General features: G+C 73.0%; 11 protein-coding genes. 6 read left to right on the forward strand and 5 right to left on the reverse strand.

The features are described from left to right. Positions 1 to 103: 103 nt before the first annotated feature. Positions 104 to 1,378, reverse strand: coding sequence for an amidohydrolase family protein (locus ACWCRJ_RS10740; protein ID WP_450938943.1), 1,275 nt, complete (start codon positions 1,376 to 1,378; stop codon positions 104 to 106). A 287-nt stretch (positions 1,379 to 1,665) separates the two neighbouring features. On the opposite strand from ACWCRJ_RS10740, the gene ACWCRJ_RS10745 reads away from it, so the two are divergent. The 3 genes from ACWCRJ_RS10745 to ACWCRJ_RS10755 all read left to right on the forward strand — a co-directional run bounded on the left by ACWCRJ_RS10745 (position 1,666) and on the right by ACWCRJ_RS10755 (position 5,595). After that, the gene (locus ACWCRJ_RS10745) at positions 1,666 to 4,605 is read left to right on the forward strand and encodes a BTAD domain-containing putative transcriptional regulator (RefSeq protein ID WP_450938944.1); all 2,940 of its coding nucleotides are present in this window, start codon (positions 1,666 to 1,668) and stop codon (positions 4,603 to 4,605) included. A gap of 206 nt (positions 4,606 to 4,811) precedes the next feature. Then, positions 4,812 to 5,003, forward strand: a complete 192-nt coding sequence (locus tag ACWCRJ_RS10750) for a sigma-like protein (RefSeq protein WP_450938945.1) — start codon at positions 4,812 to 4,814, stop codon at positions 5,001 to 5,003. Between the two features lie 130 nt (positions 5,004 to 5,133). Beyond that, on the forward strand, positions 5,134 to 5,595 hold the full coding sequence (locus tag ACWCRJ_RS10755) for a DUF6247 family protein (protein ID WP_450938946.1): 462 nt from the start codon (positions 5,134 to 5,136) through the stop codon (positions 5,593 to 5,595). A gap of 77 nt (positions 5,596 to 5,672) precedes the next feature. On the opposite strand, the gene ACWCRJ_RS10760 is transcribed toward ACWCRJ_RS10755, so the two are convergent. Continuing rightward, positions 5,673 to 7,337 carry a fatty acid--CoA ligase family protein gene (locus ACWCRJ_RS10760; RefSeq protein ID WP_450938947.1) on the reverse strand — a complete coding sequence of 555 codons (1,665 nt, stop codon included), beginning with the start codon at positions 7,335 to 7,337 and terminating at the stop codon, positions 5,673 to 5,675. A 150-nt stretch (positions 7,338 to 7,487) separates the two neighbouring features. Between ACWCRJ_RS10760 and ACWCRJ_RS10765 the strand changes: the two genes are divergently transcribed. From ACWCRJ_RS10765 to ACWCRJ_RS10775, 3 genes are all read left to right on the forward strand, one after another. After that, a complete protein-coding gene (locus tag ACWCRJ_RS10765) occupies positions 7,488 to 8,636 on the forward strand; it encodes a lipid-transfer protein (protein WP_450938948.1) in 1,149 nt (382 codons plus the stop codon). A 67-nt stretch (positions 8,637 to 8,703) separates the two neighbouring features. Continuing rightward, entirely contained in the window at positions 8,704 to 9,120 is a 417-nt protein-coding gene (locus ACWCRJ_RS10770; protein ID WP_450938949.1) for a Zn-ribbon domain-containing OB-fold protein, read from the forward strand. After that, positions 9,117 to 9,896: an enoyl-CoA hydratase/isomerase family protein gene (locus ACWCRJ_RS10775; RefSeq protein ID WP_450938950.1), complete on the forward strand. Its 780-nt coding sequence runs from the start codon at positions 9,117 to 9,119 to the stop codon at positions 9,894 to 9,896. The genes ACWCRJ_RS10770 and ACWCRJ_RS10775 overlap by 4 nt, the downstream gene beginning before the upstream one ends. 27 nt (positions 9,897 to 9,923) lie before the next feature. On the opposite strand, the gene ACWCRJ_RS10780 is transcribed toward ACWCRJ_RS10775, so the two are convergent. Genes ACWCRJ_RS10780 through ACWCRJ_RS10790 form a run of 3 tightly spaced genes read right to left on the reverse strand, consistent with a single transcriptional unit; the run spans position 9,924 to position 12,363 of the window. Then, a complete protein-coding gene (locus tag ACWCRJ_RS10780; RefSeq protein ID WP_450938951.1) occupies positions 9,924 to 10,433 on the reverse strand; it encodes a hypothetical protein in 510 nt (169 codons plus the stop codon). A gap of 44 nt (positions 10,434 to 10,477) precedes the next feature. Further along, positions 10,478 to 11,710, reverse strand: coding sequence for a CU044_5270 family protein (locus tag ACWCRJ_RS10785; protein WP_450938952.1), 1,233 nt, complete (start codon positions 11,708 to 11,710; stop codon positions 10,478 to 10,480). Then, positions 11,707 to 12,363: an RNA polymerase sigma factor gene (locus tag ACWCRJ_RS10790; RefSeq protein ID WP_450938953.1), complete on the reverse strand. Its 657-nt coding sequence runs from the start codon at positions 12,361 to 12,363 to the stop codon at positions 11,707 to 11,709. Before ACWCRJ_RS10790 ends, ACWCRJ_RS10785 begins: the two co-directional genes overlap by 4 nt. Positions 12,364 to 12,525: the final 162 nt, after the last annotated feature.

Here is a 12,525-nt window from a genome sequence, read left to right on the forward strand (position 1 = left end):
GTCCCGTTCGACGGACACTCGCCGAACCCGGCCGGCCGGCGCGCTCCGGCCCCACCCGACTCGCGCTCCCCGGACCCACCCGACGGACGCTCCCCGGACCCGCTCAACTCGCGCTCCCCGGCCCCGCCCACAGCCCCTCCTTCGTCAGCCCCAGCAACTCGATCGCGTTCCGCCGCACGATCCGGTCCACGACGTCCGGGTCCAGGTGCCCCATCTGCGCCTCGCCGACCTGCCGCGACTCGGGCCAGGTGGAGTCGGAGTGGGGGTAGTCGGTCTCGTACAGCACGTTGCCCACGCCGATCGCGTCGATGTTCCTCAGCCCGAACGCGTCGTCGAAGAAGCAGCCGTAGACGTGGTCCGCGAACAGCTCCGACGGCGGGCGGTGGACCTTGTCCGCCACCCCGCCCCAGCCCCGGTTCTCCTCCCACACCACGTCCGCGCGCTCCAGGATGTACGGGATCCAGCCGATCTGGCCCTCGGCGTACATGACCTTGAGGTTCGGGAAACGTTCGAACTTGCCGCTCATCAGCCAGTCGACCATCGAGAAGCAGCAGTTGGCGAAGGTGATCGTGGAGCCGACGGCGGGCGGCGCGTCGGCGGAGGTCGACGGCATTCGGCTCGACGAGCCGATGTGCATGGCCACGACCGTGCCGGTCTCGTCGCAGGCGGCGAGGAAGGGGTCCCAGTCGTCGGTGTGGACGGAGGGCAGACCGAGATGCGGGGGTATCTCGGAGAAGGCCACGGCACGCACCCCGCGCGCCGCGTTCCTGCGCACCTCCGCCGCCGCCAGCTCCGCGTCCCAGAGCGGGATGAGGGTGAGCGGGATCAGCCGGCCCCGGGCGTCGGGGCCGCACCACTCCTCCACCATCCAGTCGTTGTACGCCCGCACACCGAGCAGCCCCAGCTCGCGGTCGGCCGCCTCGGTGAAGGTCTGGCCGCAGAAGCGCGGGAAGGTCGGGAAGCAGAGGGCCGACTGGACGTGGTTGACGTCCATGTCCGCGAGGCGCTGCGGGACGTCGTACGAGCCGGGGCGCATCTGCTCGTACGTGATGATCTCCAGTTTGATCTCGTCCCTGGAGTAGCCGACGGCGGTGTCGAGGCGGGTCAGCGGGCGGTGCAGATCCTCGTAGACCCACCAGTCGCCGATCGGGCCGTCGTCGCCGGGGGCGCCCATCACCGGCTTGAAACGGCCGCCGAGGAACGTCATCTCCTTCAGCGGCGCGCGGACGATCCGGGGGGCCGTGTCCAGGTACTTCTTCGGGAGCCTGTCCTGCCAGACGTTCGGGGGCTCCACCGTGTGGTCGTCGACGGAGATGATCTTCGGGAAGGGGGTGGTGGCGGTGGCGGGATCCGTGGCGCTCGTCTCCAAGGTGTCCATGTCCGTCACGGTAGCGCTGATCTGACGACCCGTCAGCAATGTGGTCCCCGGCCGTCCCGCCCTCCGTCCCGCGCCCACCGCCGGACGAGCGCGTGGGCGAGGAGAGCCCGGGTGGGCCTGGTGACATCCCCCGTGGCTCCCTGTGATCGAGCTCTCCCACGGCTGACGGATCCGCCATGGACAAGGCAAACTGGCACGGGTACGGGGAGGCTTGGGGGACGTCGATGGGTGGTGAACCGGGAGTGCCGGAGAGCGGTGTGCCGCGCGTGCCGGAGCAGAGAGTTGCCATGGACGCCTCGGTTCCGGAACCGGTCCCCCAGCCGTCGGACGAGCTGCGCTTCGCCGTGCTCGGACCCGTGCGCGCCTGGCGCGGTGCCGAACCCCTCGCCACCGGTTCGCCCATGCAACGCGCTCTGCTGGCCGCCCTGTTGCTGCGCGAGGGCCGCACGGCCACCGCGCACGAGCTGATCGACGCACTGTGGGGCGACGACCCGCCCTCGCAGGCGCTGGCCGCGGTGCGGACGTACGCCTCGCGACTGCGCAAGGTCCTGCCGGGTGTGCTGGTCAGCGAGTCCGGCGGTTACGCGGTCCGCGCGCTGTCCGGCGGCGCTCTGGACCTGGCCGTGGCCCAGGATCTGGCCGCCGACGCCGACAAGGCCAGATCCTCCGGGGACCTGTACCAGGCCCGCGGGCTGCTGAACGAGGCGCTGGGACTGTGGGACGGGGAGGTCCTGGCGAGCGTGCCGGGTCCGTACGCGGAGACGCAGCGGGCGCGCCTGGAGGAGTGGCGCCTCCAACTTGTCGAGAGCCGCCTCGACATGGACCTGGAGCAGGGCTGCCACGCGGAGGCGATCTCCGAGCTGACCGCCCTCACCGCCGCGCACCCTTTGCGGGAGCGACTGCGTGAACTGCTGATGCTGGCGCTGTACCGCAGCGGCCGGCAGGCGGAGGCCCTCGCGGTGTACGCCGACACCCGCCGCCTCCTCGCCGACGAACTGGGTGTGGACCCGCGTCCGGGTCTGCGGGAGCTGCAGCAGCGCATCCTCCAGGCGGACCCGGGCCTCGCGGAGCCCTCCGCCCCCCTCGCGCCGGAGACCACCGCGACCCCGGTCCGGCCCGCCCAACTGCCGGCGACCGTCCCGGACTTCACCGGACGCGCCGCCTTCGTGAACGACCTGAGCGAGGTACTGGCCGAGGCGTCCGGCGCCGAGGGCCAGGTGATGTCGGTGTCCGCGCTGGCGGGTATCGGCGGCGTCGGCAAGACCACTCTCGCGGTGCATGTGGCCCACCGGGCCCGGCCCGCCTTCCCCGACGGCCAGCTGTACGTCGACCTCCAGGGCGCCGGCGCCCGTCCCGCCGAGCCGGAGGCGGTCCTCGGTTCGTTCCTGCGGGCGCTCGGCACGGCCGAGTCCGCGATCCCGGACTCCCTGGAGGAGCGGGCCGCGCTGTACCGGTCGGTGCTGGACGGCCGCCGGGTCCTGGTCCTGCTCGACAACGCGCGGGACGCCGCCCAGGTACGGCCGCTGCTGCCCGGCACGGCGGGCTGCGCGGCCCTGGTCACCGCCCGGGTGCGGATGGTGGACCTGGCCGGCGCCCACCTCGTCGACCTCGACGTGATGTCGCCCGACGAGGCTCTGCAGCTCTTCACGAAGATCGTCGGCGAGGAGCGCGTCGCGGCGGAGCGCGAGGCCGCGCTCGACGTCGTCGCCGCCTGCGGGTTCCTGCCGCTCGCCATCCGCATCGCCGCGTCCCGCCTGGCGGCGCGCAGAACGTGGACGGTGTCCGTCCTCGCCGCGAAACTCGCCGACGAGCGGCGCCGGCTGGACGAGCTGCAGGCCGGGGACCTGGCCGTGAAGGCCACCTTCGAGCTGGGCTACGGCCAGCTGGAGCCCGCCCAGGCCCGCGCCTTCCGCCTCCTCGGCCTCGCCGACGGCCCGGACATCTCCCTGGCCGCCGCGGCCGCCGTACTGGACCTGCCGCCGGAGGACACCGAGGACCTCCTGGAGAACCTCGTCGACACCTCCCTGCTGGAGTCCGCGGCGCCGGGACGCTACCGCTTCCACGATCTCGTCCGGCTCTACGCGCGTGCATGCGCCGAACGCGACGAACAGCCGCCGAGCGAGCGGAGCGCGGCGATGTCACGGCTGCTGGACTTCTATCTGGCGACGGCGACGCGGGTGTACGCGATCGAGCGGCCGGGGGACCGGACGGTCGCGCATCTGGAGCGGAGCCGGTACGACGGCCGGGAGTTCGCCTCCGCGTCGGACGCGTTGGACTGGCTGCACGCGGAGGCGGAGCCACTGCTCGCCTGCGTTCAGCAGTCGCTCGGGGCGTCCACCGTGCGACGGGCCGTCGACCTGCTGCTGGCCACCATCGATCTGGCGGAGTCCGGGGCCGGTTCCCGCCGCTACGAGACGACCGCGCTCGCCGCACGTGACGCGGCCGCGGCCCTCGGGGACGCGCACGCCGAGACCCGGGCACGCATCACGCTGGCCCAGGTCCTCAGCCAGGCGGGGCGTTTCGAGGAGGCGGAGCAGGAGGCGCGGCGCGCCGATCTCGTGAACGGAGCGGCCGGCGACCCCTGGACCAGCGGCACCGCCCCCAACCAGCTGGGGATCATCGCCAACTGCACCGCTCGCTTCCCGGACGCCGAGGTCTTCCTGCTCAGGGCCATCGAGGCGTTCCAGGCGGACGGCAACAAGCCCGGCGAGGCCAGCGCGGTGTGCAACCTGTCCCGCTCGCTCGCCTCGATGGGCCGTACCGCCAGAGCGGTCGAGCTCGCGCAACGAGGCGTGGAGATCTACGACGAGCTGGGACTGTCCGTACGCCTCGCCAACGCCCGCTATGCCTCGGGGACCGTGCTCACCCAGGCGGGCCGGCTCCCGGAGGCTCTGGAGCAGCTCGACGCGGCACTGCGGATCTTCGCCGAGAACCGTCAGCGGCTCTGGGAGGGAACGACCCATTTCCGGGTGGCTCAGGTCCACCTCGCTGCCCGTCGTCCCGCCCAGGCCGCCCGGCACGCCGAACAGGCGCTGGCGATCGGCTGCATCGGCGGCGACTGGATGAGGGCCAACGCCCTGACCCTGCTGGGCAGGGCGTTGCTGGCCCTCGGCCAGTCGGACCGGGCCCGCGTGTGCTGGCGTGAGGCGCTCTCGATGTACGAGCAGTCCGGCTCGGCCGAGGCGGCGGAGGTACGCGGCCTGCTCCATCCGCTGGCGGCGGCGTGACAGCTCCGGGGCAGGACGTTCATCGAACGTTTATGAGTGGCTGACAGTCTCAGTGCATCGATCCGTCGCGTCGGGGGGCAGGCGGATCCGCGGGGCCTCATGGCTGACCTGAGGCCGCTCGAAACGCCCGTTCGGCGACCTCCGGGGGAGTTGCCGAACGGGCGCTTCCGCCCAGAAACACCGTTCACTCACGGGGAGTTCCAGCTATGAGCGAGAAGAAGAAGCAGGACCCGAAGTTCACCACGATGGACCAGCACACGCCCGCCCCGCCCAGCAAGGACGGGGCGATCACGACGATGGACCAGCACACCCCGGCCCCGCCGAGCGAGGACCCGGAGATCACCACCATGGACCAGCACACACCCGCCCCGCCGGCTCTGGACCTGGGCGGCAAGTAGACCTACTCCTGACGGGGATCGGCCGCGGTGGCGCGGAGGGGGAGCCACCGCGGCCGAGGTGTGTCCGGGCGCGGTCCGGCCCGGCCGGGGTGTGCCGGGCCGGACCGGACCGATCGAGGAAGGGACCAGGATGATCGCAGCGCGTGCCGGATCCGGTGCCCGCGTCGCCGCGCGGCCGGAGAGGACGCCGGGGGCACTGCGTGCGGCCCTGGAGCGGGTGGCCCCGCACCGCCTCGGCGAGATGGAACGGCAGAAGGACGAGGCCATCACCCTGGCGGCCCGCTCGGGCAGCCTCGGCCCGATCACCCGGTTCCTCGAAACCTGGGCCGTGACCGTCGAGATCGCCAGGATCCCCGCCACCGCGGCCCGCCTGCGCACCGCCGAACACACCGCCCGCACGGTCGACCACGACGACCCGGCCTGGCGCGAGGCGATGGACGAGATCCGCGACCTCCACGCGGAGGCCCTGCGGTCACTCGACCGAATTCCGCTCGACCGAATTCCGCTCGACCGGAGTCCGCTCGACCGGGGTCCGCTCTCCCGGGACGCACTTGCCCGGGATTCGTTCCATCGGGTGGCGGCCGAGCGGTAGCAGGCTGGGCAGGTGGCGGCCGAGCGGTAGCAGGCTGGGCGGTAGCAGGCCGAGCGGGTGGCACTCCCCGCCCACCCTCACCGCCCCCGCAACTCCCCCTTCACCACCTTCCCGCTCGCGTTCCGCGGCAGCTCCCCCACGAACTCCACACTCCTCGGCACCTTGTAGTTGGCCATCTCGCGACGGGACCAGGCGATGAGGTCGTCGGCGGTGACGTGGGAGCCGGGGCGGCGTACGACGTAGGCCCTGCCGACCTCGCCCAGGCGGGTGTCCGGGACGCCGATGACCGCCACGTCGGCCACGTCCGGGTGGAGGCCGAGAAGTTGCTCGATCTCCGCCGGGTACGCGTTGAAGCCGCCGACGATGAACATGTCCTTGATGCGGTCGGTGATCCGCAGATTGCCGGCGTCGTCGAGGACGCCGACGTCACCGGTGCGGAGCCAGCCGTCGGCCGTGACCGCGCGGGCGGTCTCGGCGGGGTCCTCGAAGTAGCCCCGCATGACGTTGAAGCCGCGGACGAGGACCTCTCCGGGGGAGCCGGGCGGCAGGGGGGACCCCAGCGGGTCGACGACCCGCACCTCCGTCCCCGGTATGGCCCGCCCGGACGTCGACGCGATCACCGACGGCTCGTCGCCGCGCCGGCACATCGTGACGATGCCGGAGGCCTCGGACAGGCCGTACGCCGTCAGGACGGTCTCCACCCGCAGCTCCGCCCGCAGCCGTTCCACCAGGCGCAGCGGCACCACCGCCGCGCCCGTCACCACCAGGCGCAGGGCGCTGAGGTCGTAGTCGTCGCGGGCGGGGTGGTCCAGGAGGGACTGGTGGAGGGTGGGCGGGCCGGGGAGGACGGAGACCCGCTCCGCCGCCACGTTGGCCATCGCCGTCTCCACGTTGAACACCGGCTGCGGGATCATCGTCGCGCCCCGCATCAGGCAGGCGATCACACCGGCCTTGTAGCCGAAGGTGTGGAAGAACGGGTTCACGATGAGGTAGCGGTCGCTCCGCCGGAGCCCGGCCAGGTCGCTCCACACCTCGTACCCCCGCAGGGTCTGCGCGTGCGTGATCACCGCGCCCTTCGGACGGCCGGTCGTACCCGAGGTGAAGACGATGTCCGAGGGCGAGTCCCCGCTCAGTCCGGCCGACCTCGCCCGCACCACCCCCTCCCCCACTGCGTCGCCGCTCGCGAGGAAGTCCTTCCAGGTACGGAAGTCGGCGGGCGCGTCGTCCGACAGCACCACCACCTGTTCCAGGTGCGGCAGTCCGGGCAGCGGTCCCGGCCGCTCGCACACGCTCCCGGCGCCCCGCGCCCGCAGCCGCCCGCCGTCCGCGCCCGCGGCCCGCCGCAGCGAGGCCACGTACGACGTCCCGAGGAACGTCCCGGTGATGAACAGCAGCTTCGCCCGGCTGCGCGCCAGCACGTCCGCCGCCTCGCCGCCCTTGAAGCGGGTGTTCAGCGGGACCAGCACCGCGCCCGCCGAGACCGCGCCGAGCGCGGAGACGATCCAGTCCAGGGAGTTGGGCGCCCAGAGGGCGACCCGGTCACCGGCCCGGACCCCGTTCGCGACGCACGCGGCCGCCGCGCGCTCCACCCGCGCGCCCAGCTCCGCGTACGACACCCGCGTACGCCCGTCGACGACGGCCTCTACCCCGCCGAACCGCCGGGCCGCCGAGCGGACCAGCTCCGGGACGGTCTCCCACGCCCCCCGTTCCGAGCCTCCGTGCCCCTCCACGTCACCGATCACCGCAGGCCTCCGTACCGAGAACCAGTGTCCAAGTGCTGCCCGAGCATGAGCTGACTACCCGTCAGATTAGCTGTACCCTGACGGCCTGTCAGCAGCCGGTCAGGGCTGGACCACCCCCCTGGCCATGCCCCTGTGCGGAGGTGTGCGCCCATGGCCGTGCTCAAGGACGCGACAGCGATCGTCGGCATCGGCCAGACCCCCTTCGCCAAACAACTGCCCCAGACAGAACGGACGTTGGCGTGCCGGGCGATCCTCGCCGCCCTCGACGACGCGGGGATCGCCCCGGACGAGGTCGACGCGCTGGCCTCGTACACCATGGAGGAGACGGACGAGGTCGAGGTCGCCAAGGCTCTCGGCCTCGGCGACCTCACCTTCTTCAGCAAGGTCGGCTACGGCGGCGGCGGTTCGTGCGCCACGGTCGCGCATCTGGCCGCCGCGATCGCGACCGGGCAGGCCACGGTCGGCGTCGCCTGGCGGTCCCGCAAGCGCGGCTCGGGCCCCCGCCCGTGGAAGAACACCACGGTCCAACTCCCCACCCCGGCCCAGTGGACGCGCCCCTACGGCCTGCTCCGCCCCGCCGACGAGATAGCCATGCTCGCCCGCCGCCACATGCACGAGTACGGCACGACCCGCGACCACCTCTTCAACGTGGCCCTGGCCTGCCGCAACCGGGCGAACCAGAACCCGGCCGCGATCATGTACGAGCGCCCCCTGACCCGCGAGATGTACATGAACTCCCGCTGGATCAGCGAGCCGCTGTGCCTCTTCGACAACTGCCTGGAGACCGACGGGGCGCTGGCCTGCGTCGTGGTCTCCGCCGAGCGCGCCCGCGACTGCCGCCGGACCCCCGTCTACGTCCACTCCGCCGCGCAGGGCCTGCCCGCCCAGCACCACGGCATGGTCAACTACTGGAACGACGACCCCCTGACCGGCCCCGCCTGGACCGCCGCCCGGCACCTGTGGAAGCACGCGGACATCACCCCGGACGACATCGACGTGGCCCAGATCTACGACGCGTTCACCGCGCTGATCCCCCTCTCCCTGGAGGGCTACGGGTTCTGCGGCCGGGGCGAGGGCGGCGCGTTCACCGAGGGCGGCGCCCTGGAGAGCGGCGGCCGGCTGCCCCTCAACACCTCCGGGGGCGGCCTCAGCGAGGCGTACGTCCACGGGTTCAACCTGATCACCGAGGGCGTGCGGCAACTGCGCGGCACGAGCACCGCCCAGGTGCCGGGGGCGGCCACCTGCCTGGTCACGGCGGGCGAGGGCGTCCCGACATCGGCCCTGCTACTGAGGAGTTGAGGGAGTTGCGCGAGTCGAAGGAGCTGAGGGAGTTGCGCGAGTCGAAGGAGCTGAGGGAGTTGCGGACATGCTGACCCCCGCCGTGGACGACGACGGCGCCCCCTTCTGGGAGTACGCCGCCCAGGGCGAACTGCGCATCCAGGCCTGCGCCGACTGCGGCGAACTCCGCTTCCCGCCCCGCCCCTGCTGCCCGCACTGCCGCTCCTTCGCGACCGAGTGGCGCCGGGTCGGTGGCCGGGGCCGGATCTGGTCGTACGTCCTCCCCCACCCGCCCCTCCTGCCCGACTACGCCGAGCAGGCCCCGTACAACGTCGTCCTCGTCGAACTCACCGACGCCCCCCGCATCCGCCTCGTCGGCAACCTGGTGACCGCGCCCGGCGCCCGCCTCGACTCCGTCCCCGTCGACCGCCTGCGGATCGGCGCCCGGGTCCAGGTGGTCTTCACCGCCACCGGCCTGCCCCAGTGGGTACTGGAGCGGCCGTGACCCTGCGCACGACGACGGACAAGGACACGGGCGTGATGCTCGCGACCCTGGACCGCCCGGAGAGACTGAACGCGATCGACATCCCGACGGCCGAGCAACTGACCTCCCTGTGGCGGGAGTTGCGCTACGACGACACCGTACGGGCCGTCGTCCTGACCGGCGCCGGCGACCGCGCCTTCTGCACGGGCCTCGACCGGGACGCGGCGAAGGCCGTCCCGCAGCCGAACTCCCCCTACACGATCGAGGACCCCCTCCTCAGGATCGGCCCGAAAACCAACGACCTCTGGAAACCTGTGATCGCGGCCGTGAACGGCATGGCCTGCGGCGGCGCCTTCTACCTCCTCGGCGAGGCGGACTTCCTCGTCGCGGACCCCTCGGCCACCTTCTTCGACCCCCACACCACCTACGGCATGGTCAGCGCCTTCGAGTCGATCCTCATGTCCCAGCGCATGCCGTACGGGGAGGCCACCCGCCTGGCCCTGATGGGCACCGCCGAGCGGATGTCGGCGCACCGGGCCTACGAGACGGGGCTCGTGTCGGAGGTGACGGACCCGGGCGCCTGCGTCACCGCGGCTCTGCGCTGCGCCGAGGTGATCGCCGGGTATCCGCCGGAGGCCGTCCAGGGCACGGTGCGCGCCTGCTGGTCGTCCCGGGAGGCGGCAAGGGCGCACGCGCTCGCGTACGCCCCGCACCTGATCTCGCTGGGCAATCAACCGATGGCCCGGCAGGGGGAGTTGTTCGCCGGGCGGCGGCAGGGCGGGTTCCGGACGCGATGACCCCTCGGGGTCAGGACCGGAGGCCGGTCACCCGCTCGCCGCCCTCTCCACTCGCTCCGGCGCCGCCTCGGACGCGGGCCGTTCCCGGACGTTCCGGCGGGTCAACCACCGCCCTCGTCTCTGGGCCGGCGCCTCGACGCAGTAGTACGTCAGCACGCACACCGGCAACAGCACGGCGTGGAAGGCCACTTCGAGGACCGGGTCGTCGTGGCGGCGGCGGCCGATCGTGCCGTCGCTCACCGCCAGCAGCAGCGGGTGCACGAGGTGGACCGAGTAGCTGATCATGCCCAGGAACGTGAGCAGGCGTGGGATCCGCCGGCGGCGCAGCGCCAGTCCGATGCCGAAGGTGACCACCGCCGGCAGGCAGGACGCGATCCAGGCCCGCCGGGTGAAGTGGCCCCCGTCGCCGTCGGCATACGCGCTCCCGACCGCGCAGGCCACCACCAGGGTCGCCGCGCACCCCGCCCACGCCCAGCCGCTCTGGCCGGTGTCGGCCCGGTACACCGCCGTACCGAGGAACATCACGGCGAGGATCACCAGGCCCTCCCACACCGGGACCGTGCCGTTGAAGGCGACCAGGGTCAGCGCGAGCGCCGGGCGTTCGCCGGCACCTTGATCTGGCTCTCGCCCCAGCCCATCCGGGTCGTCGCCGAGTAGTTCACCGTCGTGCCCGCGTCGAGACCCGCCTCGCGGGCCCTGGCCGACGGTTCGACCAGTACGAGCTGCTCGGCGAGCAGTTCGCCGCTGGCCGGGTCCACGACCACCTGCTGCTCCACGCTCCCGAGCGGGGTCGCGTGCGTGCCCGGGAAGGCGATGCCGACGCCCTCGCGCCCCAGCGGATCGGTCACCTGCCCCAGCCCCCGGACGCCGGGCTGCCCCGCCATCACCCGGTACGCAGCGGCCCGGACGGCGGGCTTCACCGGCATCGTGATCAGGTCGGCCGCCTGGCGCAGGACGTAGGCCGTACGGTCGCTGATCTCGGCACCGCTGTCCTGCCCGTGCCGGCGCTCCAGCTCGCGCCTCAACTCGGCGGTGTCGGAGGGGAGTTCGAGCAGATCCCGGTAGGAGGCGTTCCGGGGGCCGAGGGCGTAGATCTTGTCGTCGGCGTCCGTGCGCATGACCGTCGGCGGCCGGGTGCCCATCGTGTACCCGAGCGTGCCGCCCGCCTCGTTGCCCGTGACCTCCGCCTGCATCGTCCCGGGCGAGCCGGCGGCGCGCCAGCGTGCCGCGTCCGCCTTGGTCCGGGGGGCGATCTCGGCGTCCAGACCGGAGACCATCAGACTCCGGGTTCCCGGACGCACGCCGACCGACCACTCGGAGGTCGCCGTGTCGCGCACGGCGAAGAGCGGGCCCTCGCCTCCCGCCGCGCCGACGACGTTCACGTCCTGCGAGCGCGTGGTGGTCTGCCAGTACGTTCCCTCGTCGCCCACCGCCCCGACCTTCTTGGCCGCGCTGAGCAGTTCGAGGCGGCCGTCCGGCGCGGCCGCGTCCGGCCCCGAGGCGGAGGAGGAGTGCGGGGGTGTGCCCGGGCTGACGCCCAGGGGATCCCGGTCCAGGGAACTCACGACCACCGCGGACGCCGCCACGGCCGCGAGGGCGGCCACGGTCCCGAACGGCCGGATGCCGCCCCGCAGTCGCTCCGGGACGCGGAAGCGTGCCGCACGGCCGTCCGTCGACCGGGCGAGGATGCGGACCAGGTCCGCGTGCTGCCGCGGGGAGTCCGCGAGCCTCGCCGGGTCCAGTTCCTCGGGGCGCGCGTCCGCGAGCACCTGCATGACGTCGGTCCGCCCGGACCGTCCGTGGGTGTTCTTCACGTGAGTGCTCCTCTGCGATCGGTGCGGCGCGGGGCCTGGGGTGTGTGGGGTGCCTGGGGCCTGTGGGGCGGCTGGGGTGCCTGGGGTGCGGACGGTGCGGAGTCCGCGTTCCGTGCGGGGGCCGGTGGCGTGTCCCGTACGGATGTCCTGTCCGCGAGGTGCGCCGGCTCCAGGGCCTTCTCCAGGCGGCGGCGGGCCCGGTGCAGCCGGACGGTCAGTGTCGCGGTGGTGCAGCCCAGGACCCGGGCGGCCTGTCTGACGCTCAGCCCGTGCCAGGCGATGAGCGTCAGCAGCTCCCGGTCGGCGTCGGACAGGCTCGCCAGGGCCTGCAGCGCCGCTTCCCGCTCGGTCACGTCCGCCGCGACGTCGCCGACGCCGGGACGCGCGCCGCTGCTGATGTGCTGGGCCTCCGCGGCGGCGAGGGCGTACTGATGGGCGTCCCGGCGGCGCAGTTCGCGCACCAGGTTGCGGGCGACCCCCAGGAGCCAGGGCAGCGCGGGGCGCGGGATGTCCCGCACCCGCCGCCAGGCCACGGTGAAGGTCTCGCTGGTGATGTCCTCCCCCACCTGGCGTCCCACCAGGCTCGTGGCGTAGGCGAGGACGCGCGGATAGCACTCCTCGTAGATGTCTCTGAAGCGTTGCGCATGCGTCACGCGCCGTCCCCTCATATCGGCCGTCTCACCGAGCAATGCGCGTGGCGGCCGACTTCTTACAGGGGGAGCGGAGATTCAAGGACTGTGTCCCGCGTCACGCTCCGGTGCGTGCGCGCGCGGGCGGGAGGAGGGGCGAGGGGGAGGGGCGAGGGGGAGGGGCCG

This window comes from Streptomyces sp. NPDC002324 (assembly GCF_053593335.1).